This window comes from Bradyrhizobium algeriense (assembly GCF_003062295.1).
Taxonomy (GTDB): Bacteria; Pseudomonadota; Alphaproteobacteria; order Rhizobiales; family Xanthobacteraceae; genus Bradyrhizobium; species Bradyrhizobium algeriense.
In genome coordinates this window covers 96,276-117,201 of sequence record NZ_PYCN01000010.1, presented here as the reverse complement: position 1 = coordinate 117,201, position 20,926 = coordinate 96,276, and the positions used below count along the sequence as shown (strand labels likewise).

General features: G+C 64.0%; 20 protein-coding genes. 13 read left to right on the top strand and 7 right to left on the bottom strand.

Annotated elements, in window-relative coordinates:
* Nucleotides 1–280 precede the first annotated feature (280 nt).
* From rpoZ to C7G61_RS20500, 11 genes are all read left to right on the top strand, one after another.
* Nucleotides 281–673, top strand: a complete 393-nt coding sequence (gene rpoZ / locus C7G61_RS20550; protein WP_024512695.1) for a DNA-directed RNA polymerase subunit omega — start codon at nt 281–283, stop codon at nt 671–673.
* Nucleotides 674–967: 294 nt separating this feature from the next.
* Nucleotides 968–3,256, top strand: coding sequence for a RelA/SpoT family protein (locus C7G61_RS20545; protein ID WP_108517693.1), 2,289 nt, complete (start codon nt 968–970; stop codon nt 3,254–3,256).
* Nucleotides 3,257–3,344: 88 nt separating this feature from the next.
* A complete protein-coding gene (locus tag C7G61_RS20540) occupies nt 3,345–4,109 on the top strand; it encodes a pyridoxine 5'-phosphate synthase (RefSeq protein WP_108517690.1) in 765 nt (254 codons plus the stop codon).
* Nucleotides 4,106–4,525 carry a holo-ACP synthase gene (acpS, locus tag C7G61_RS20535; protein WP_108517688.1) on the top strand — a complete coding sequence of 140 codons (420 nt, stop codon included), beginning with the start codon at nt 4,106–4,108 and terminating at the stop codon, nt 4,523–4,525. The genes C7G61_RS20540 and acpS overlap by 4 nt, the downstream gene beginning before the upstream one ends.
* Nucleotides 4,526–4,808: 283 nt before the next feature.
* Nucleotides 4,809–5,567 (top strand): signal peptidase I, encoded by a 759-nt coding sequence (gene lepB / locus C7G61_RS20530; protein ID WP_108517686.1) that lies wholly within the window; start codon nt 4,809–4,811, stop codon nt 5,565–5,567.
* Nucleotides 5,564–6,382: a ribonuclease III gene (gene rnc, locus C7G61_RS20525; protein WP_108517683.1), complete on the top strand. Its 819-nt coding sequence runs from the start codon at nt 5,564–5,566 to the stop codon at nt 6,380–6,382. Before lepB ends, rnc begins: the two co-directional genes overlap by 4 nt.
* Complete coding sequence (gene era / locus C7G61_RS20520) at nt 6,372–7,298, top strand: GTPase Era (protein WP_108517681.1); 927 nt, start codon at nt 6,372–6,374, stop codon at nt 7,296–7,298. The genes rnc and era overlap by 11 nt, the downstream gene beginning before the upstream one ends.
* Before the next feature lie 26 nt (nt 7,299–7,324).
* Nucleotides 7,325–7,705 (top strand): hypothetical protein, encoded by a 381-nt coding sequence (locus tag C7G61_RS20515; RefSeq protein WP_108517679.1) that lies wholly within the window; start codon nt 7,325–7,327, stop codon nt 7,703–7,705.
* Nucleotides 7,706–7,843: 138 nt separating this feature from the next.
* Nucleotides 7,844–8,596: a DNA repair protein RecO gene (recO, locus tag C7G61_RS20510; protein ID WP_108517676.1), complete on the top strand. Its 753-nt coding sequence runs from the start codon at nt 7,844–7,846 to the stop codon at nt 8,594–8,596.
* A gap of 185 nt (nt 8,597–8,781) precedes the next feature.
* Nucleotides 8,782–11,037: a DNA topoisomerase IV subunit A gene (gene parC, locus C7G61_RS20505; RefSeq protein WP_108517674.1), complete on the top strand. Its 2,256-nt coding sequence runs from the start codon at nt 8,782–8,784 to the stop codon at nt 11,035–11,037.
* Between the two features lie 167 nt (nt 11,038–11,204).
* Nucleotides 11,205–12,152, top strand: a complete 948-nt coding sequence (locus C7G61_RS20500) for a cation diffusion facilitator family transporter (protein WP_108517671.1) — start codon at nt 11,205–11,207, stop codon at nt 12,150–12,152.
* Between the two features lie 101 nt (nt 12,153–12,253).
* Here the strand turns inward: C7G61_RS20500 and chrA are convergent, their stop codons facing one another.
* Together chrA and C7G61_RS20490 are read right to left on the bottom strand one after the other, a co-directional pair.
* Nucleotides 12,254–13,657: a chromate efflux transporter gene (chrA, locus tag C7G61_RS20495; protein ID WP_108517669.1), complete on the bottom strand. Its 1,404-nt coding sequence runs from the start codon at nt 13,655–13,657 to the stop codon at nt 12,254–12,256.
* Complete coding sequence (locus tag C7G61_RS20490) at nt 13,657–14,475, bottom strand: chromate resistance protein ChrB domain-containing protein (RefSeq protein WP_108517667.1); 819 nt, start codon at nt 14,473–14,475, stop codon at nt 13,657–13,659. Before C7G61_RS20490 ends, chrA begins: the two co-directional genes overlap by 1 nt.
* 350 nt (nt 14,476–14,825) lie before the next feature.
* On the opposite strand from C7G61_RS20490, the gene C7G61_RS20485 reads away from it, so the two are divergent.
* Entirely contained in the window at nt 14,826–16,055 is a 1,230-nt protein-coding gene (locus C7G61_RS20485) for an MFS transporter (RefSeq protein WP_108517941.1), read from the top strand.
* A gap of 18 nt (nt 16,056–16,073) precedes the next feature.
* Here C7G61_RS20485 and C7G61_RS20480 read toward each other — a convergent pair whose 3' ends face one another.
* Together C7G61_RS20480 and C7G61_RS20475 are read right to left on the bottom strand one after the other, a co-directional pair.
* Nucleotides 16,074–16,328: a hypothetical protein gene (locus C7G61_RS20480; RefSeq protein WP_108517665.1), complete on the bottom strand. Its 255-nt coding sequence runs from the start codon at nt 16,326–16,328 to the stop codon at nt 16,074–16,076.
* 211 nt (nt 16,329–16,539) lie between these two features.
* Nucleotides 16,540–17,271, bottom strand: a complete 732-nt coding sequence (locus tag C7G61_RS20475; protein WP_108517662.1) for a sulfite exporter TauE/SafE family protein — start codon at nt 17,269–17,271, stop codon at nt 16,540–16,542.
* Between the two features lie 289 nt (nt 17,272–17,560).
* Between C7G61_RS20475 and C7G61_RS20470 the strand changes: the two genes are divergently transcribed.
* Nucleotides 17,561–18,442 (top strand): DMT family transporter, encoded by an 882-nt coding sequence (locus C7G61_RS20470; RefSeq protein ID WP_108517660.1) that lies wholly within the window; start codon nt 17,561–17,563, stop codon nt 18,440–18,442.
* A 3-nt stretch (nt 18,443–18,445) separates the two neighbouring features.
* Here C7G61_RS20470 and C7G61_RS47030 read toward each other — a convergent pair whose 3' ends face one another.
* Genes C7G61_RS47030 through C7G61_RS20460 form a run of 3 tightly spaced genes read right to left on the bottom strand, consistent with a single transcriptional unit; the run spans nt 18,446 to nt 20,913 of the window.
* Nucleotides 18,446–18,568 (bottom strand): hypothetical protein, encoded by a 123-nt coding sequence (locus tag C7G61_RS47030; protein WP_274542280.1) that lies wholly within the window; start codon nt 18,566–18,568, stop codon nt 18,446–18,448.
* On the bottom strand, nt 18,569–19,747 hold the full coding sequence (locus C7G61_RS20465) for an MFS transporter (protein ID WP_108517658.1): 1,179 nt from the start codon (nt 19,745–19,747) through the stop codon (nt 18,569–18,571).
* The gene (locus C7G61_RS20460; protein ID WP_190241904.1) at nt 19,744–20,913 is read right to left on the bottom strand and encodes an MFS transporter; all 1,170 of its coding nucleotides are present in this window, start codon (nt 20,911–20,913) and stop codon (nt 19,744–19,746) included. Before C7G61_RS20460 ends, C7G61_RS20465 begins: the two co-directional genes overlap by 4 nt.
* Nucleotides 20,914–20,926: the final 13 nt, after the last annotated feature.

Below are 20,926 nucleotides of genomic sequence, written 5' to 3'. Positions count from 1 at the left end.
CCTAAAGTTCGGTGAATCGTGCCCCACGACAGTCACCACTGCAATTATGGTGAGGCGAGGGCGAAAAACCTAGACTTTTGACAGTGCAATGAAGAGATTTACTTGTCCTGTACGGCAACCTCGCCGCGTCTGGACGCTCCGGCCATTCTGGCCCCGAAGCTGGGGTATCAGAGCCCATTAGGAAGGCAAATCACAAATTTAGTCTTGCGAAACGGCCTCCGCCGCTATAACTAGCCCCCAATACCGACATATTTGGCCCCAAATAACGGAGCGACAGTCTATGGCGCGCGTCACCGTGGAAGATTGCATTGATAAGGTCGACAACCGGTTCGACCTGGTGTTGCTGGCTGCACATCGCGCCCGTATGATCTCGTCCGGGTCACAACTAACGGTTGATCGGGATAACGACAAGAACCCGGTCGTTTCGCTGCGGGAAATCGCCGATTCCACTATTTCCCCGGAAGACCTGCGCGAGGAACTGGTTCATTCCCTGCAGAAATTCGTCGAAGTCGACGAGCCTGAGCCCGATACCGTGCCTTTGATCGGCTCGGCCGGCGCCAGCGTCGATGCCGACGACACCGAGGTCGCGGTCGAGCGCATGACTGAGGAAGAGCTCCTCAAGGGCCTGGAAGGCCTGGCGCCGCCGGAAGAGCAGCCCGAAGAGGACGAGTGATCCGGAACATCCCGGACCGTCCCAAACTCCCCGATCTGTCAAAGGCCCGGACATCCGTCCGGGCCTTTGCTTTTGTTGACAATTTTGCGGTTACAATGCGTTCTTGGCCGGCGCGGCAGAAATCGGCTGACTTAGCCTGTCCGGCGGGTCACCGGGTTGGGCGTTCGATAGCCGCTGGCCCAAGCGAAATTGAACCGTTTCGCGGCCCGAGCGGCGTGCATCGCCGTTCGAAAACGCATTAGATACGTAACCAGTGGGACCCCTCCGGGTCTGGTGGAAGAGGGCAGTAATTGGATGGCGTATTGGCGCCGCAGTTCCCGGCAAATGCAGGCCGCAACCGGCCAGGTCGCGGTCGCGCCGACCTCGCCTGTGACGGAGAAGCCGAAATCGCGCTCGCGCATGATGCGGCAATACGATCTGGTCGAGCGCGTCCGCTCGTACAATCCGGACACCAACGAAGACCTGCTCAATCGGGCCTATGTCTACGCGATGAAGGCGCACGGCACGCAGACCCGCGCTTCCGGCGATCCCTATTTCTCGCATCCGCTCGAGGTCGCGGCGATCCTGACCAACCTCAAGCTCGATGACGCCACCATCGTAGCGGCCCTGCTGCACGACACCATCGAGGATACTGAGGCGACGCGCGCCGAGATCGACAACATCTTCGGCCACGAGATCGGCGCGCTGGTCGAAGGACTCACCAAGCTGAAACGGCTGGAGCTGGTCTCGCGCGAAGCCAAGCAGGCCGAGAACCTGCGCAAGCTTTTGCTGGCGATCGCCGACGACGTTCGCGTGCTGCTGATCAAGCTCGCCGATCGCCTGCACAACATGCGCACGCTGGAATTCGTGCCGCACGCCTCGCGCCGCCGCATCGCCGAGGAGACGCTGGACATCTATGCGCCGCTCGCCGGCCGCATGGGCATGCAGGAGATGCGCGAGGAGCTAGAGGACCTCTCGTTCCATACGCTCGATCCGGAAGCCTATGCCGTGGTGATGCAGCGGCTGGACGCACTGGCCGAGCGTAACCGCAATTTGATCGGCGAGATCGAAAGCCAGCTTTCCAAGAACCTGCAGAAGAACGGCATCACCGCGCGCGTCTATGGCCGCCGCAAGCAGCCGTTTTCGATCTGGACCAAGATGGAGCGCAAATCGGTCGGCTTCGAGCAATTGTCCGACATCTTCGGTTTCCGCGTCGTGATGCAGGATGTCGAAGACTGCTACGCCGCGCTCGGCGTCGTGCATACCACCTGGCCGGTAGTTCCCGGCCGGTTCAAGGACTACATCTCGACGCCGAAGCAGAACGACTACCGTTCGCTCCACACCACCGTGATCGGCCCCGGCAACCAGCGCGTCGAACTGCAGATCCGCACTGAGGAAATGAACCAGATCGCGGAATTCGGCATCGCAGCGCATGCGTTCTACAAGGAAGGCATGGGATCGCCGACCGAGCGGCTCAAGCACGAATCCAACGCCTTTGCCTGGCTCCGCCACACCGTCGGAATCCTCTCGGAGAGCGCCAATCCGGAAGAGTTCCTGGAGCACACCAAGCTCGAGCTGTTCCATGACCAGGTGTTCTGTTTCACCCCGAAGGGCAAGCTGATCGCGCTGCCGCGTCAGGCCAATGTGATCGACTTCGCCTATGCCGTGCATACCGATGTCGGCAACTCGGCCGTCGGTTGCAAGATCAACGGCAAGTTCGCGCCTTTGTCGTCGGAACTGCAGAACGGCGACGAGGTCGAGGTCCTGACCTCGGTCGCCCAGTCAGCGCCGCCCTCGGCCTGGGAATCGCTGGCGGTCACCGGCAAGGCCCGCGCCGCGATCCGGCGCGCGACCCGCACCGCGGTACGTGATCAATATGCCGGCCTCGGCCGCCGCATCATCGATCGCCTGTTCGCCCGCGCCAAGATCGAATACGCCGACGACAAGCTGAAGGGCGCGCTTCCCCGGCTGGCGCGCGCCTCGATCGAGGACGTGATGGCTTCCGTCGGGCGCGGCGAACTCAAGGCCTCCGACGTCGCCCGCGCCATGTATCCGGACTACAAGGAAGAGCGGATGGTGCGCTACGGGGCCAAGAAGAGCCTCGCGGTTAAATTGAAGCTCAAATCGCCGCCGCATCCGGCGCGCAGCGCCTCAGTCATCCCGGTGCGCGGCATCAATTCCGATCTGCCGGTGAAGTTCGCGCCGAACGGCGGTGCGGTGCCGGGCGACCGCATCGTCGGCATCGTCACGCCGGGCGAGGGGATCACGATCTATCCGATCCAGTCGCCGGCGCTGAAGGATTTCGAGGAGGAGCCGGAGCGCTGGCTCGACGTGCGCTGGGATATCGATGAGACCATGCCGCAGCGTTTTCCGGCGCGGATCCTGGTCCACAACGTCAACGAGCCCGGCAGCCTCGCCCAGGTCGCCACTGTGATCGCCGAGCATGACGGCAATATCGACAATATCAGCATGTCGCGTCGCTCGCCCGACTTCACCGAGCTGACCATCGATCTCGAGGTCTATGACCTCAAGCATCTCAGTGCAATTATCGCTCAATTGCGCGCCAAAGCTGTCGTCGCCAAGGTTGAGCGCGTCAATGGATAGGCGGTATCGTCGTTGCGGCTGCGCGGGTCATGCCCGCGCATGACATCCGTGCTATCTCTGCTGCTGCAATTCAGTCTGTGAGACCGTCATGCCCGTTCCTCCGCTCCGCCTCGGCGTCAATGTCGACCACGTCGCCACCTTGCGTAATGCGCGGGGCGGCGCGCGGCCGGATCCGGTGCGCGCGGCGCTGGCTGCAATCGAGGCCGGCGCCGACGGCATCACCGCGCATCTGCGCGAGGACCGCCGCCACATCCGCGACAGCGACATGGCCCGGCTCAAGGCCGAGATATCGAAGCCGCTGAATTTCGAGATGGCGGCGACCGAAGACATGCTGCGGATATCGCTCGCCACAAAACCCCACGCCGTGTGCCTGGTGCCGGAGCGTCGCGAGGAACTCACCACCGAGGGTGGGCTCGACGTGGTCGGCCAGCACAATGCGCTGGCCCCCTTCATCGCGCGGCTCAACGATGCCGGCATCCGGGTGTCGCTGTTCATCTCAGCCGACCCGCAGCAGATCGAAATGGCGGCGAGATTGCGCGCGCCCGTGATCGAGATCCATACCGGCGGCTGGTGCGACGCCGTGGTCGACGGCCACACCGCAAAGGCCGAGGCGGAATGGCAGCGGATCGTGGCGGGCGCGGCTTTGGCGCGCGCCGCGGGGCTGGAGGTCCATGCCGGCCACGGCCTCGACTACCAGACGGCCGAGACGATTTCCGCGCTGCCCGAGATCGCCGAACTCAACATCGGCTATTTCATGATGGGGGAGGCGCTGTTTGTCGGCCTTGGCGAGACCGTGCGGCAGATGCGGGCCGCGATGGACCGCGGCCGCCAGAAAATCGCAGGCCGGCCATGATCATCGGCATCGGCTCCGACCTGATCGACATCACAAGGGTCGCCAAGGTGATCGAGCGCCATGGCGACCGCTTTCTCGACCGCATCTTCACCGACGCCGAGCGCGCCAGGGCGGCGCGGCGCGCCAATAGCGAAAAGATGGTGGTCGCGACCTACGCCAAGCGATTCGCTGCCAAGGAGGCCTGTTCCAAGGCGCTCGGCACCGGGATCCGGCGCGGCGTCTGGTGGCGGGACATGGGGGTGGTGAACCTGCCGGGCGGCCGTCCGACCATGAAACTGACCGGCGGCGCGCTGGCCCGGCTCGAGGCGCTGACGCCGGAGGGGTTCGAGGTGCGGATCGATCTGTCGATCACCGACGACTGGCCGCTGGCGCAGGCCTTCGTCATAATTTCGGCGGTCGTTCCCGGCAAATCTTGAACCGCGCAGGCGTTTGCGCCGGGGATTCAATATAAAACTAAAAATCATTGATTTATCAATGGATTATGAAGTTTTTACGGGGCGCTTGATTGCGCGCCCACGAACAACCGTCTAAAACGCCGCGAGCAACGTGTTCGAGCCAGGGCCGATTCAGGTTAGCGCCGGAATTGGCTCTCAACTTCAGTATCGAGACCATTTTCCTGACGCGAACGTATCAGGCGATTCGCGTGCGGAAAACGTTCTGCCACCGTGCGGGCAAGGGCTCGCGGGAATTGGGAAAGCGATGAGCGTGACCTCCAGCACAAAATCTGAAAGCGGCTTGGGTGAAACCATCCGCGTCGTCATCCACGCTCTCCTGATCGCGCTCGTGATCCGCACTTTCCTGTTTCAGCCGTTCAACATCCCCTCGGGATCGATGAAGGCGACGCTGCTGGTGGGCGATTACCTGTTCGTCTCGAAATATTCCTACGGCTACAGCCACTACTCCATTCCCCTGTCACCGCCGCTGTTCTCGGGCCGCATCTTCGGCTCGGAGCCGAACCGCGGCGACATCGTGGTGTTCCGCCTGCCGAAGGATGACTCCACCGATTACATCAAGCGCGTGATCGGCCTGCCAGGCGACCGCATCCAGATGCGGGAAGGCCTGCTCTACATCAACGACAAGCCGATCAAGCGCGAGCGCTTGTCCGATTTCATCGGCGAGGACCCTTGCGGCTCGGATGCCACCGCGCGCGTCAAGCGCTGGAAGGAAACGCTGCCGAACGGCGTCAGCTATGAATCTCTCGATTGCGTCGACAACGGCTTCTACGACAACACCAACGTCTACACCGTGCCCGCCGGCCACTTCTTCATGATGGGCGACAACCGCGACAACTCGACCGACAGCCGCGTGCTGTCGGCGGTGGGTTATGTGCCGTTCGAGAACATCGTCGGCCGGGCGCAGATGATCTTCTTCTCCATTGCCGAGGGCGAACATGCCTGGATGTTCTGGCGCTGGCCGACCGCCGTGCGCTGGAATCGCCTATTCACAATCGTGCGATGATCGACGAAACAGCGACCATTCCTGACACATCGACCTCGGGTGAGCCGGGCCAGCGGGCCGAAGCCGCCGGCGCCGCCGCGCCGAAAAAGAGGCGTGGCAAGGCCGGGGCCAAGGCGGCCGCTGCCGCGATCGAGGGACGCATCGGCTACAAATTTTCCGATCCCGCGCTGCTGACGACCGCCTTTACCCATGTCTCCGCCTTGAAGCCCGCGACCCGCCATCGCGCCGACAGCTATCAGCGGCTGGAATTCCTCGGCGATCACGTGCTTGGGCTGATCATCTCCGACATGCTGTATCGCGCCTATCCGCGGGCCGACGAGGGCGAATTGTCGAAACGGCTGGCCGATCTCGTGCGCAAGGAAAGCTGCGCCGACGTCGCAAAATCGCTCGGGCTGCTCGACGACATCAAGCTCGGCGCGGTAGGCGCAGGGGCGGGCGCGCGCCTGCGCAAATCCGTGCTCGGCGACATCTGCGAGGCCGTGATCGGCGCGATCTATCTCGACGGCGGCTATGCCGCGGCGTCGCAATTCGTCGAGCGCAACTGGCTGGAGCGGATGCGCAAGCCGCGCCGGCCGCTGCGCGATCCCAAGACGGTGTTGCAGGAATGGGCCCAGAGCAAGGGATTGCCGACGCCGGTCTATCGCGAGATCGAGCGCACCGGGCCGCATCACGACCCGCAGTTCCGCGTCGCCGTCGACTTGCCGGGCCTTGTGCCCGCCGAAGGCGTCGGCGGCTCCAAGCGCGCCGCCGAGAAGGTCGCGGCCTCCGTGATGATCGAACGCGAAGGCGTCGGTGGCGGCAGCAATGACAGTTGAACCCACACCCGGCGCGCCCGCCGAGACCGCCTGCGGCTTTGTCGCGCTGATCGGCGCGCCCAATGTCGGCAAGTCCACGCTGGTCAACGCGCTGGTCGGCTCCAAGGTCACCATCGTCTCGCGCAAGGTGCAGACGACCCGCGCCCTGATCCGCGGCATCGTGATCGAGGACAATGCGCAAATCATCCTGGTCGATACGCCCGGCATATTCTCGCCCAAACGAAGACTCGACCGCGCCATGGTGTCCACCGCCTGGAGCGGGGCCCATGATGCCGACCTCGTCTGCGTGCTGCTCGACGCCAAGGCCGGGATCGACGACGAGGCCGACGCGATCCTGAACAAGCTTGCGTCGGTTCAACACCCGAAAATCCTGGTGCTGAACAAGATCGACCTGATCCCGCGCGAGAAGCTTTTGGCGCTGGCGCAGGCCGCCAATGAGCGCATGAAATTCGAAAGCACCTTCATGATCTCGGCGCTGTCGGGCGATGGCGTCGATGACCTGCGCAAGACGCTTGCGAAGATGGTGCCGCCCGGACCCTTCCACTACCCGGAAGACCAGATGTCGGACGCGCCGCTGCGGCATCTGGCGGCTGAAATCACCCGCGAGAAGATCTACCGCCACCTCCATCAGGAATTGCCGTATCAATCGACGGTGGAGACCGATAGCTGGACCGAGCGCAAGGACAAGTCGGTTCGCATCGAGCAGACGATCTTTGTCGAGCGCGAGAGCCAGCGCAAGATCGTGCTCGGCAAGGGCGGCGCCACCATCAAGTCGATCGGCGCGCATTCGCGGAAAGAAATCGCCGAAATTGTCGGCGTGCCCGTGCATCTGTTCCTGTTCGTCAAGGTGCGCGAGAACTGGGGCGACGACCCCGACCGCTACCGGGAAATGGGGCTGGAATTCCCCAAGGAATGATCAAGCAGTAAAGAAGAACAAGCCCGATGAACGTACCCCGGAACGTAGTGTGGTTTGAGGCTCTGCTGTACATGTCGCTGACGCTGGACTCGGTGTCGGTGGCGTTTCAGGACCGCACGCCAAAGGCCGACATGACCGCGCAGATGGTCAACGTGGCGACTCTGATGGCGGCCGGCCTGATCCTGCTTCTGGTCTACTTCGTCTGGCTCGCCGCACAGCGCCGCAAGAACTGGCCACGCTGGGTGCTGGCGGCAGCGCTGGTGCTGTCGGTGATTTCGCTCGTGCAGGTGATCGGCGCAAAGGGCCTGGCGTTCGACAGCGGCATCGAGGTGATTTCCTGCGCACTGACGGCGATGGGGCTGTATTACTCCTTCACCGGCGACGCGGTGGGATGGTTCAACGCGTGAGGCTCCCTCCGTCATTCCGGGGCGATGCGAAGCATCGAACCCGGAATCTCGAGATTCCGGGTTCGCATCTTCGATGCGCCCCGGAATGACGGCCGAGAGACCGCTGCGTCCCTCTGCGATTTCCTGTAAACTCCGCTCATGGAATGGACCGACGAGGGTATCGTGCTGGGCGTGCGGCGGCATGGCGAATCCTCCGCCATCGTCGAACTGCTGACGCGCGCGCATGGCCGTCATCTCGGCCTGGTGCGCGGCGGTGCGGGCAAGCGGATGCGGCCCTTGCTGCAGCCGGGCAACAGCGTCACCACGGTGTGGCGGGCGCGGCTCGACGAGCATCTCGGATATTACGCCATTGAGGGTACGCGCTTGCGCGCGGCCACCCTTTTGGCGTCGGCGCACGCGACCTATGGCGTCACCCATCTGGCCTCGCTGGTGCGGTTGCTGCCGGAGCGCGATCCGCACGAGGACATCTACGAGATGCTCGGCCGCACGCTCGACGACTTTGACGATGCCGGCGGCGCGGCGGCCCACCTCATCAGGTTTGAGCTCGCGATGCTGGCCGAACTCGGCTTCGGCCTCGATCTGGAAAACTGCGCCGCCACCGGCGAGACGTCCGACCTGATCTACGTCTCGCCGAAATCCGGCGGCGCAGTGTCGCGGCGGGCCGGCGAGCCCTACCGGGACCGGCTGCTGCGGCTGCCAGCCTTCCTGCGCGAAGGCGAGGGCGGGGCGAACGGCTGGTCGGACCAGGACCTGCAGGACGGTTTCCGACTGACCGGGCTATTCCTGCTCCGCCACGTGCTGGAACCGCGCGGGCAGGGCCATTCCGACGCACGGGACGGGTTCATCAACGCGGTGACGAGGAATCGGGCGCGAATCAGTTCCTCCGCCTGACCCACTCCCTCGATCCGTCGCCCTGCGAACGCAGGGACCCATATGCCGCGGCCCATCATTGGCGCCGTGGCCCCAGCCATTTTTCGCCACAAACACCTGTGGTTATGGGTCCCTGCGTTCGCTGGGACGACGGATGCCCTGTTTCCCGTCTTGCCCGATTCAGCCGAAAAGTTTAACGCCTCCCCATGGGAAAACGACAGCTGCCGCCGGAAGAACCGGCCGAAATCCACGAGGTCATGCTGCGCGATGCGCTGGAAGAGCGCTATCTCGCCTACGCGCTCTCGACCATCATGCACCGCGCTCTGCCGGACGCCCGCGACGGGCTGAAGCCGGTGCACCGGCGCATCCTCTACGGCATGCGCCTGTTGCGGCTTGACCCCGGCACGCCATTCAAGAAGTCCGCGAAAATCGTCGGCGACGTGATGGGTTCGTTCCATCCGCATGGCGACCAGGCGATCTACGACGCCATGGTGCGTCTGGCGCAGGATTTCGCCTCGCGCTATCCGCTGGTCGACGGCCAGGGCAATTTCGGCAATATCGACGGCGATAATCCTGCCGCCTATCGCTACACCGAAGCGCGCATGACCGACGTCGCGCGGTTGCTGCTGGAAGGTATCGACGAGGACGGCGTCGAATTCCGCCCGAATTACGACGGCCAGAGCAAGGAGCCGGTGGTTCTGCCCGGCGGCTTCCCGAATCTGCTCGCCAACGGTTCGCAGGGCATCGCGGTCGGCATGGCCACCTCGATCCCGCCGCACAACGCAGCCGAACTCTGCGACGCCGCGCTGCATCTGATCGACAAGCCCGACGCCAAGTCGAAGTCGCTCTTGAAATGGGTCAAGGGCCCGGATTTCCCGACCGGCGGCATTGTTGTCGACTCAAAGGAAAGCATCGCCGAAGCCTACATGACCGGGCGCGGCTCGTTCCGCACCCGCGCCAAGTGGATCCAGGAAGAGGGCGCCCGTGGCACCTGGGTCGTCGTCATCACCGAAATCCCGTGGCTGGTGCAAAAATCCCGGCTGGTCGAGAAGATCGCCGAACTACTGAACGAGAAGAAACTGCCGCTGGTCGGCGATGTCCGCGACGAATCGGCCGAAGACGTCCGCCTCGTGATCGAGCCGAAATCCCGTGCGGTCGATCCGGCGCTGATGATGGAATCGCTGTTCCGGCTCACCGAGCTCGAGAGCAAGATTTCGCTGAACCTCAACGTGCTGATCAAGGGCAAGATCCCCAAGGTGGTGGGGCTTGCGGAATGTTTGCGCGAATGGCTCGACCATCTGCGCGACGTGCTGGTCCGCCGCTCCAATTACCGTAAGACGCAGATCGAGAACCGGCTCGAAGTGCTCGGCGGTTACCTGATCGCGTACTTGAACATCGACAAGGTGATCAAGATCATCCGCACCGAGGATGAGCCCAAGCCGGCGCTGATCAAGGCGTTCAAGCTGACGGAAGTTCAGGCCGACGCCATCCTCAACATGCGCCTGCGCTCGTTGCGCAAGCTCGAGGAATTCGAAATTCGCACCGAGGACAAGAACCTTCGCGGCGAGTTGAAGGGCATCAAGTCGCTGCTCGGTTCCGAGACCGAGCAATGGTCCAAGGTCGGCGAGCAGGTCCGCAAGGTCCGCGACCTTTTCGGACCGAAGACGCCGCTCGGCAAGCGTCGCACGATGTTCGCCGATGCGCCCGAGCATGACCTTGCTGCGATCGAGGAAGCCTTCGTCGAGCGCGAGCCGTGCACGGTGGTGATTTCCGAAAAGGGCTGGGTGCGGACGCTGAAGGGCCACGTCGAGGATATCTCGGGCCTTGCCTTCAAGACCGACGACAAGCTCGACCATGCCTTCTTCGCCGAGACCACCTCCAAGCTTCTGCTGTTTGCCACCAACGGCAAATTCTATTCGCTCGACGTCGCAAAACTACCCGGCGGACGCGGCCATGGCGAGCCGATCCGCATGTTCATCGACATGGAGCAGGACGCCGCGATCGTCTCGCTGTTCGTCAACAAGGGCGAGCGAAAGTTCCTGATCGCGAGCAGCGAAGGGCAGGGCTTCGTGGTCAAGGAAGAGGATTGCGTCAGCAACACCCGCAAGGGCAAGCAGGTGCTCAACGTCACCATGCCGAACGAGGCCTGCGCGATTGCGACCGTGTCGGGTGATACGGTCGCCGCGATCGGCACCAACCACAAGATGGTGCTGTTCCCGCTCGACCAGGTGCCGGAAATGGCACGCGGCCGTGGCGTGCGGCTGCAGAAGTACTCCAGCGCCAAGCTGTCGGATGTCGCCGTGTTCGAACTCAAGGCGGGGTTGACCTGGAAGGATTCCGCCGGCCGCGAGCAGAGCATGAGCGCCAAGGAATTGTCCGACTGGCGCGGCAACCGCGCCGACGCCGGCCGCCTTGCACACGGCCTGCCGAAATCGAACAAGTTCTTGAGAGGCGTGGAGTAACGAAGGTAGGGTGGGCAAAGGCGCGCATGCGCCGTGCCCACCATCTGTCGGCATGTCTATCAAGAACGGTGGGACCGCTTCGCTTTGCCCGCCCTGCGAATCCCACCTGTAATAGTATTCGCAATTCCGCGCGCTATATAAGTCGCCGTCGAACTGGACGAGGCGGAATGGCGCACGATCACTCTCACCAGCATCATTCCCACACACATGGTCATTCCCATGGTCACGCCGGCCACAGCCATGCGCCGGATAATTTCGGCTGGGCGTTCGCCATTGGCGCCGCGCTCAATACGGCGTTCGTCATTGCGGAGCTGATCTTCGGCTACGCCGCCAACTCGCTTGCCCTGATTTCGGACGCCGTTCACAATCTCTCCGACGTGATCGCACTGCTGCTGGCATGGGGCGCGGCATGGCTGTCGCAGAAGCAGCCGACGCAGCGACATACCTACGGCTATCGCCGGGCTTCGATCCTGGCGGCGCTGTTCAACGCCGGTCTGCTGCTGGTCGCGGTCGGGGGCATCGTCGTCGAGGCGGTCAACCGGCTCTACAGCCCGGCGCCGGTCGCGGGTTGGACGGTCGTGGTGGTCGCGGCCTTTGGCGTCGCCGTCAACGGCTTCACCGCATTGCTATTCATGCGCGGCCGTCATGGCGACCTCAATATTCGCGGCGCCTATCTGCACATGGTGGCGGACGCGGGCGTTTCGCTCGGCGTAGTCGTTGCCGCCGGGGTCATCATGCTGACGGGCTGGCTGTGGCTCGATCCCGCGATCAGCCTCGTCATCGCCGCCGTGGTGTTCTGGAGCGGATGGGGCTTGGCGCGCGACAGCGTCAACCTCGCGCTCGACGGCGTGCCGCGTGGTATCGAGCTTGCCGAGGTGAGGGATTATCTCGCCGGCCTCGAAGGTGTTGCCGAGGTGCATGATCTGCACATCTGGGCGATGAGCACCAACGAGACCGCGCTGACCGCGCATCTGGTGCGGCCCGGCGGCACCGACGATGCCTTCCTGCATGGGGTCTGCGAGGAACTCTCGCACCGCTTCAACATCCACCATTCCACGCTGCAGATCGAAGCCGCCGCCGAAGTGTGCAAGCTCGCCCCGGCCGAGCGGGTGTAGGGAATGTAGGATGGGTGGAGCGAAGCGATACCCATCAGCCTCACAACCGGTATTGATGGGTATCGCTTCGCTCCACCCATCCTACGAGATCATGGCTACGCTCAAGCCCATCCCGCAAATCGCATCATCACACCCGCCGTGCACGACCCCGCCAACACCCACAGCATCCCGATGTTGAGACGGAAGATCGCAGTCGCCGCGGCAGCCGCCAGCACGAAGGCTGCGAGGTCGAGGCTTCCCCACACCGGCATGTCGAACGACAGCCCGAACGAGCGGACCGGGATGGTCTGCCGGAACAGCGTGTGCAATCCAAACCAGATCGAGAGGTTCAGGATCACGCCGACGACAGCGGCGGTGATCGTGGACAGCGCGCCTGCGAGCCCCTTGTTGCCGCGCAGCGTCTCGACATAGGGCGCGCCGAGGAAGATCCAGAGGAAGCAGGGGATGAAGGTGACCCAGGTTGCCAGCAATCCGCCGAGCGTGGCCGCAACCATCGGCGACAGCGTGCCGGGGTCGCGGAAGGCGGCCATGAAGCCGACGAACTGCAGCACCATGATCAGCGGACCCGGCGTGGTCTCGGCCATGCCGAGGCCATCCAGCATCTCGCGCGGCTGCAGCCAGTGATAATGCTCGACCGCCTGCTGCGCGACATAGGCCAGCACCGCATAGGCGCCGCCGAACGTCACCATCGCCATCTTGGAAAAGAACAGCGCGATCTGGCTGAACACATTGGCCTGCCCAAGCCCGATCAGCAGCGCCGCCACCGGCACCACCCACAGCAACAGCCACACCAAACTCACTCTTAGCGCACGCGCCACGGTAGGCCGGACATGATCGGGCAATTCCTCGCCGAGCAGGCTGTCGACCGCTGCCGTCTTCCCGTTTCCGCCGCCGTGTTCGACGGCGGCGAATTCCGGCCGTCCGCTCTTCGCGCCGAAATAACCGATCACGCCCGCCGCGATGATGATGACCGGGAAGGGGACGTTGAAAAAGAAGATTGCGACAAAGGCGATGGCCGCCAGCGCAATCATCACCCGGTTGCGCAACGCGCGCTTGCCGACGCGAACGACCGCGTGGACCACGATCGCGAGCACTGCAGCCTTCAACCCAAAGAACACCGCCTCGACGAAGCCGACATTGCCGTAAGCCGCGTAGATGTAGCTCAGGCCCATGATGGCGATGATGCCGGGCAGGATGAACAGGCCGCCGGCCATGATGCCGCCGGCGGTCCGGTGCAGCAGCCAGCCGATATAGGTCGCAAGCTGCTGCGCCTCCGGGCCCGGCAGCAGCATGCAGTAGTTCAGCGCATGCAAAAACCGGCTCTCGGAGATCCAGTTCTTCTCCTCGACCAGGATGCGGTGCATGACCGCGATCTGCCCGGCCGGGCCGCCGAAGCTGAGCACGGCGACCCGCAGCCAGACCCGGAACGCTTCGCCGAAGCTGATGCCGTGACCGAGGTCGCGGCTTACGCCGGCCTCGGCCGCCTTGTCGATCGTGGCTTCCATTACGATTTCGCCTTGTTGGTCGGCCAGTTGTGCGTCTCGCCTGACGCGTCGCGGCACCAGCGGTAGAACGCGTCGTACAGCGTCATGCCGGCCTCGAGCTGTTCGAGATCGTCGTCGAACATGCGCGACAGGCCGAGCGAGGCGGCGAGCAACCCGGGTGCTTCCGGAGACAGATCGAGCCGCCCGGTATCGGCACCGCGCACCATCGCCGCCAGCCGCAGCAGCGGCGGCGTCGCCAGGCCAAACTCCTCGATCATGACGTCGAAGGTGCAGAGTTCGCCGCGGTGGCTCCAGAACACGTTCTCGACGTCGAAAGGAGCCGCGTTGAACCGCTCGCCAACGGCCAGCACTTCCGGCGGCGAGACGAACAGGAACACGGCGTTTGGATCCACAAAGCGGCGGATCAGCCAGGGGCAGGCGATGCGGTCGATCTTCGGCCGCGCGCGGGTGACCCAGACGGTGCGGCCTTTCGCGTCACGCGCGGGCAGTTTTTCCGCCGGCACCAGCGGCAGTTTGGCCGCTTTCCAGCCTTCAAATCCGCCTTCCAGCGCTTCGGCCGGAACATCGAGATGCCGCAACCAGGCGGCCGTGCCCTGCGCCAGTTTCTGACCGCGCAGGCAGACGACAATGGCCGGGCGGCCGGAAAATTCCTCGCCCCAATCGGCGGCTTGCTCGTGGTTGCGCCTGATAGCACCGGGAATCAGCCGCGGGTCGGCGGCGAAATCCTCGTCGGTGCGAACGTCGATCAGGGCCGGCGTATTTGCCGTGCCGATCAATTTGGAAAGCTTGTCTGGTGATATCGTGGTGTAGGATGACATGGCTGCGCCCTCGTAAAAAAAACGGGACGCGATACTTGGGCATGTCGCCTCGTGGGGAGATCGCAAAATCCCCATGGGGGCGAATTAATCGCGTGCGGCTTCTTCTGTCAACCCGCTAGCGGGCCCACGTAGGGAGGGTAGAGCGAAGCGAAACCCATCATTTCGTTCGTCGGCACCAATCGATGGGTTTCGCTTCGCTCTACCCATCCTACCCAAGGGGTGCTTGCGAACTGCCGGTTTCGGTCCTAGCTTGCGCGTCATCGGGGACGAAGCAGGCTCCCCGTCAGACGGTCCGCCGTCCAAGCTCTGCGCACCTCTCGACGTGTCGAGGATGGCGCATGGACGCTGGGATGACCGATATCACGACTGAACCAAAACCCTCCACCGCCAACGCGCTGATCAGGCTGCTTTATGTCGCACGGGGTTTGCGTGGCTTCGGCGACGGTTTTGCTGTCATCATTTTGCCGGCCTACATGACCGCGCTCGGTTACGACGCGATCGCGGTCGGCATCGTCGCGACCGCATCGCTGCTGGGAACCGCGTTGCTGACCCTGGTCGTCGGCTGGGTCGCGCCCCGTCACTACCTGCGGCCGCTGCTGATCGCGGGCGCGTGCCTGATGGCCGCCACCGGCATCACCTTTCCCGGCGTCGAGCATTTTGTGCTGATTGCGCTGGTCGCCTTCGTCGGCACCATCAATCCATCCGGCGGTGATCTCGGCGTGCTGGTGCCGCTCGAGCATGCGGTGCTGGCGCACAGCGCCACCGATGAGCGCCGCACCCAGGTGTTCGCGCGTTACAGCCTGATCGGCGCGCTCTGCACTGCTGTTGGATCGCTGGCGGCGTCGCTGCCCGATCTCCTGGTTGCGGGCGGCAGCACCAAACTCGCCGCGTTCCGCCTGATGTTCTACGCCTATGCCGCGCTCGGCATCGTCTGCGCGGCGCTTTATCGCTATGTGCCGCATGCGCGTGGCGAGGAGAGGGCGCCACAGGCGCCGCTCGGGCCCTCGCGCGGCACCGTCTACAAGCTCGCGGCGCTGTTCAGCATCGATTCCTTTGCCGGTGGTTTCGTCGCGCAGTCCCTGCTGGTGCTCTGGCTGTTCGAGCGGTTCGACCTGTCATTGTCTGCGGCCGGATTGTTTTTCTTCTGGTCGAGCACGCTCAGCGCCTTCTCCTATCCGGTCGCCGCCTGGATTGCCAAGCGCATCGGCCTCGTCAACACCATGGTGTTCACGCACATTCCCTCCAGCATCTTCCTGATCCTGGCGGCGTTCTCGCCGAACCTCTATCTGGCGCTTGGGTTGCTGCTGTTGCGCTCGGCGCTGTCGCAGATGGACGTGCCGACCCGCACCTCCTACGTCATGGCTGTGGTGACGCCGGCCGAGCGGCCGGCGGCTGCCAGCGTCACCGCCGTGCCGCGCAGCCTTGCATCGGCGATCAGCCCGGCGATCTCAGGTGCGCTCTTGATGACGTCGTTTACGGGGCTGCCGCTGGTGGTCTGCGGCACGCTCAAGATCGCCTACGACCTCGCGCTCTTGTTCTCGTTCCGCCATATCAAGCCGCCCGAGGAGCAGGGGCGTTAGAGCTTTTGAGGCGCGCGACTACCAGGGCGGTCGCCGTCCGTCAGGGAGGGGGTCCATCAATCGCCGCTCATCTCGAACGTGCGACCATTGCGCCAGCTTGATCTCCGGAGAGTCGGGCGTATTGGCCTCTTCCGAGTGAAAGGCGAGTTTCTGGTTGGCCTGCACCTGGTATTTGGCGGCCTGCGCGAGCCAGTACCATTTCTTGTCCGGTTCGCTCAGAGCGCGCTGACGGCACTCGGCTTCCAATTCACGTAAGCGGGTCGCTTCATTCATAGCCAATTCCAGAGCCTTGAAGTTCCAACAGAGCGGAGCCTCGAAACCACCGGAAACGGGTTCCGGCACGTCGTCATGACAAAAACTTCTTGACGCCACGCTATGCAGGTCGGAGGCAATTGATTGAAATTTAGAAATGGATTGACGCTATAATTAATGGGCCTGGCCGGGGCTGCCCCAATCCATTGCGATACTGCTCGCGAATGCCCGCCTACACGATCAGCAGGGCGCCCGAGACCAGAAGAAGTATCAGCACGATTTTCCGGAACGTGGCCTCGTCGAGCCGCCCGAACAGTTTTAGCCCGAGCCAAGTGCCGGCGAACAAGGCCGGCAGTCCGATCAGGAACAGCTTGATCGTATCCGGCGTGATCGCGCCCCTGGCGCCGATCCAGAAGGCGCTCATGGCGAAGATCGCAACGGCCACCGGCTGAAACACCGTGCGCTGAACGTCCTTCGGCCATCCGCGCAGGCCGCACCAGATCGTCACCAGGATCCCGGCAAGCCCGGTGATGCCGCCGAGCACGCCGTTGAGGAATCCGATGCCGGCGTCGGCAGCGGCGCCGCCGGCTTCAACCTTTGGGATTGCAGGCCGCAGTAGCGCGTAGAGACTGTAAAGCACCAGGAACGCGCCGACGCCCATGCGCACATGGGCGGGGTTCGCCCAGGTCAGGATGCCGACGCCGACGGGAACGCCGAGCGCGGCGCCGGCCACGAACGGCCAGAGCCGCCGCCAGTCCAGCGCGCCGCGCAGCTTCCAGACCGAATAGCCCTGCACGAGCAGCCCGAATGCGATGATCAGCGTCGCCGTTTGCAGCGGGGTGAGGATGTAGAGCCAGATCGCCGATACGACGAGGCCGAAGGCGAAGCCAGACAGTCCGGCGACCAGCGCGCCGGCAAACGTCGCGAGAAGAAACAGCAGCAGTTCGAGTGTCGTTCCATCCATGTGCCCGCTCCACAGAAAAGCGAGCAGCGCTTGAATGGGATCGCCATTTGACGGGGAGGCTGCGATACCCCCGTCGTCAGGCTATGCCCGGCACGGCATCGTGCGCAAGATACATCGTTTGGCCGCTAGCGATGATCGCGCTGCTGACATTTGCCGCCATGCTGACAGTTGCCGCCATCAAGCAGAAAGATTCGCACGACAAACGCTTTTTGCTCGCGTGCTGCTCTGTCGCGACCATATGTTCAGCCAATCGCTGCAGTCGATGGCGCGTTGAATGCGGAGAGACGGCGTGGGCGAATGGGTTGGGGTCACGATCGCGCTGGTCTCGAGTTGTCTCGGCGGGACTGCCGCGGCGATCACGCGCTATCTTGCCGGCAACACCGATCCGATCACGCTTGCGATCCTGCGCTGGGCGATCGGCTTTTGCTGCGTGCTGCCGGCGGCGCTGTTGCTGAAGGCGCGATGGCCGCAACAGCGGGATTTGCCGGCCGTCGCCGCGCTGGGCTTTTGCTTCTTCGGCGTATTCTTCGTCCTCTACAACATCGCGATGTCCTACACGACCGCGGCGCGTGCCTCGCTCGCGCTGGCGACGTTGCCGCTGCACACCATGGTGGTCGGCGCAATACTCGGCATCGAGCCGCTGACGAAACGGAAATCGATCGGGGTCTGCGTCGCGGTGCTCGGCGTCGCTGCCGCGCTTGCAACGGGATTGTCGGCCGCGCCGCCGGGAGCCTGGCGCGGTGAACTGATCATGACCGCGGCAGTCTTGTGCATGGCGTTCTACAATGTCTGGTCTCGTCCCTTCATCCAGCGATCGAGCGCGCTGGGTTTCCTGACGGTCGGCATGGGGACCGGTGCCGTGGCCCTGGTCCTGGTCGGCTTGTTGACGGGAAGCGTGGCGGCGTTGAGCCAGTTCAGCACGCCGCAATGGATCGCCGGGATTTATCTTGGCGTTGCCGGCGGCGCGCTGGCGTTCATCCTGTGGGTGCTGGCGCTGGAGCGGGCGTCGCCGACGCGCGTCGCCAACACCATGACCGTCAATCCGCTCGCGGCAGGGCTGCTGGCTACTCAGTTGGTCGGAGAACCGATCACGCCGAATCTCGTGCTCGGGCTTGTCGCGGTGTTCGCCGGGATCTGGATCGCAACGTCGGAAGTCAGGAAGCCTGCTTGATGCTCACGCCGCCGCGATTGCCTCGATCTCGATCAGGAAATCCGGACCGTAGAGCTTTGACACCTCGACGATCTGCGAATAGCCGGGTGGCGACCCGAGTTCAGGCGGATTGATGCGGATGATCATTCAGGCATCCTCTTCTTTCGTCGCGCTTCGAGGCGGCGGCGCACGCAGCAAGCACAGCGCCAGCAGTGCGGCAAGGCTGAGCGCCGACGACACGATCAGGATGCGGCTGCCCATGACGTCGATCAAGAGGCTGAACGCCAGCGGGGCGCCGGCCTGCGCGATCCGCGCTGGTGCGCCGATGATCCCGAGGCGGTAGGCATAGTTCTGCGGGCCGAAGATCGCGAGCGGCATCGTGCCGCGAGCTATGGTCAAAATGCCATTGCCGGCGCCGTAAAAGACCGCAAACACGCTGGCCGCGCCGCCGCCCGCCAGGCCGAGGATCGCCGCGCCGATCGGGTGCGTCAGGCATGCCAGCCGGCCCGAGACCAGCGGGTGATAACGACTGAGGAAACCGGCCTCGAAGATGCGGGCCGCCACCTGCGCCGGACCCATCAGCGCGCCGGCCGCGACCGCTTGCAGCGATGTCGCGCCGGCGGATTCCAGGATGCGCGGCAAATGCGCGGCCATCGCGCCGGTGACGGTCCACGCGGCGGCGAAGGCGAATGCCAGCAGGATCATGGTGCGGTCGATCGGGATGTGCGGCTTGATGGCGGCGGCAATGGCGGCCTTTGCGCCCGCGACCGGCGGCAGCATCAACCAGTTGATCGGCAGCCCGATCAGGATGTGTGCCGCCGCCCAGGCAAAGCAGGTGTTGCGCCAGCCAATGGTTTCGAGTCCCCACGCGGTCAGCGGCCATCCGACCGTGGAGGCGAAGCCCGCGATCAAGGTGATGCCGGTAATGGAACGCCGTGCCTTGTCGCCGTAGATGCGGCCGAGCGCGCCGAAGGCGGCGTCGTAGAGGCCCGCACCCATGCCGATGCCGAGCAGGAGCCAGGCTGTAAGCAGCACCGGTATCGAATAGGTGAGGCCGAGCAGGGCGAGCCCCGCGGCCAGCGTGACATTGGAAATCGACAGCACGGAGCGGCCGCCGACCAGATCAATCTGCCGGCCGATGCGCGGGCCGAGCATCGCCGAAATCACCAGCGAGGCGGAGAACGCGGCAAAGATCCAGTTCGGGGAAACGCCGAGATCGCGCGCGATCGGATCGGCGAGAATCGCGGGGAGGTAATAGCTGGAAGCCCAGGCCAAGGTCTGCGTCGTGCCGAGCGCGACAATGATGGAAAACTGGCTGCGGTTCACGGCTGTGGAGTCTCTCTTCTCGACCAATAGAGCGCCAGCGGTCCAAGGAGGATGCCCGCCGCCAGCACCGAAAATGCGGTCATCCAGGCCGACGCACTCTGCGGTCCACCCGCCACATCGAGCGCTATGCCCACCGCCCACGCGCCAAGCGCGGACAGGCTGAAGCCGACGGTCGAATGCATCGCCATGGTCGCGCCGCGATGGCTCGGGTCTGCGGCCATCGACATGCCCGAGGTCAAAGCGCCGGAATCGGCAGGAACTGTGATGGCATAGATGAGCACCAGCGGCAGTAGCAGCCAGGGCGACTTGTCGGCGAATACGCCGATCAGAAGCGCAACGGCGGCGGAGGAGAACATCACCGCCGTGACGGCGCGGTGGCGGCCGAACCTGAGCGCGAGCTCATTGCCGAGAATGCTCGCGGGCATCGCGAGCAGCGAGAACACGACGCTGACCACGATCGGCGTCAAAATCGAGGCGTCTGAATTTCTCAGCGAGACAAAGGTCCAGAACGCCACGATCCAGGTTCTGATGCCGTAGAGCTCAAAACAATGCGCGCCGTAGCCCAGCACGAACCCCATGGCTTTCCGGTTCTGGAACACCGGCGCGAAATCCAGCAGGCGTCCCGTCGCCGGCTTCGGCTCGACCGGCCGCAGCAGGAAGCAGACGGCGAGCATCACGAGCGGCCCGGCGGCCGTGACGAAGAATGCGATGCGCCAGCCCCAGGCTTCGGCGACGAGTTGGGAAACCAGAAACGACAGGCCGACCCCGAACGAAAAGCTCGACGTGTAAAGCGTGATCGCGCGGGATGAATCGCCCGGCGCGAGACGATCCGTCAACGCTTTCAGGCCTGGCATATAGGCGCCCGCAAATCCCACACCGGCGATCGCGTTGAAGAGCGCGCCCGACCAGAGGCCGGTGGCGAACATGCCGAACAGCAGCGTGCCGAGTGCGCTGAGTGCGGAGCCTGCAATCAGGATCTTGCGCGCGTCGATACGGTCAGTGAGCGTCGCCAAAAACGGGACAGCCAGCATGTAACCTGCCGCACCCGAGCCCGCCAGCAGGCCGGCTTGCGCGCCGCTGAGATGCCACTCCGGAATCAGAAACGCCGCAAGAATGGATGGCACGACGACGTGCGGGAGCAGGCTGCCGAGTTGCCCCAGGCACATCGCGACAATGACG

Excerpts from the sequence above, each read along its gene's own strand:
- C7G61_RS47030 (WP_274542280.1), bottom strand. The coding sequence starts at position 18,568 with ATGATCATCCGCATCAATCCGCCTGAACTCGGGTCGCCACCCGGCTAT.
- lepB (WP_108517686.1), top strand. The coding sequence starts at position 4,809 with ATGAGCGTGACCTCCAGCACAAAATCTGAAAGCGGCTTGGGTGAAACC.
- C7G61_RS20475 (WP_108517662.1), bottom strand. The coding sequence starts at position 17,271 with ATGGATGGAACGACACTCGAACTGCTGCTGTTTCTTCTCGCGACGTTT.
- parC (WP_108517674.1), top strand. The coding sequence starts at position 8,782 with ATGGGAAAACGACAGCTGCCGCCGGAAGAACCGGCCGAAATCCACGAG.
- rpoZ (WP_024512695.1), top strand. The coding sequence starts at position 281 with ATGGCGCGCGTCACCGTGGAAGATTGCATTGATAAGGTCGACAACCGG.
- chrA (WP_108517669.1), bottom strand. The coding sequence starts at position 13,657 with ATGGAAGCCACGATCGACAAGGCGGCCGAGGCCGGCGTAAGCCGCGAC.
- C7G61_RS20515 (WP_108517679.1), top strand. The coding sequence starts at position 7,325 with ATGAACGTACCCCGGAACGTAGTGTGGTTTGAGGCTCTGCTGTACATG.
- recO (WP_108517676.1), top strand. The coding sequence starts at position 7,844 with ATGGAATGGACCGACGAGGGTATCGTGCTGGGCGTGCGGCGGCATGGC.
- rnc (WP_108517683.1), top strand. The coding sequence starts at position 5,564 with ATGATCGACGAAACAGCGACCATTCCTGACACATCGACCTCGGGTGAG.
- C7G61_RS20480 (WP_108517665.1), bottom strand. The coding sequence starts at position 16,328 with ATGAATGAAGCGACCCGCTTACGTGAATTGGAAGCCGAGTGCCGTCAG.
- acpS (WP_108517688.1), top strand. The coding sequence starts at position 4,106 with ATGATCATCGGCATCGGCTCCGACCTGATCGACATCACAAGGGTCGCC.
- C7G61_RS20500 (WP_108517671.1), top strand. The coding sequence starts at position 11,205 with ATGGCGCACGATCACTCTCACCAGCATCATTCCCACACACATGGTCAT.
- C7G61_RS20460 (WP_190241904.1), bottom strand. The coding sequence starts at position 20,913 with ATGTGCCTGGGGCAACTCGGCAGCCTGCTCCCGCACGTCGTCGTGCCA.
- C7G61_RS20490 (WP_108517667.1), bottom strand. The coding sequence starts at position 14,475 with ATGTCATCCTACACCACGATATCACCAGACAAGCTTTCCAAATTGATC.
- C7G61_RS20485 (WP_108517941.1), top strand. The coding sequence starts at position 14,826 with ATGACCGATATCACGACTGAACCAAAACCCTCCACCGCCAACGCGCTG.
- era (WP_108517681.1), top strand. The coding sequence starts at position 6,372 with ATGACAGTTGAACCCACACCCGGCGCGCCCGCCGAGACCGCCTGCGGC.
- C7G61_RS20545 (WP_108517693.1), top strand. The coding sequence starts at position 968 with ATGGCGTATTGGCGCCGCAGTTCCCGGCAAATGCAGGCCGCAACCGGC.
- C7G61_RS20540 (WP_108517690.1), top strand. The coding sequence starts at position 3,345 with ATGCCCGTTCCTCCGCTCCGCCTCGGCGTCAATGTCGACCACGTCGCC.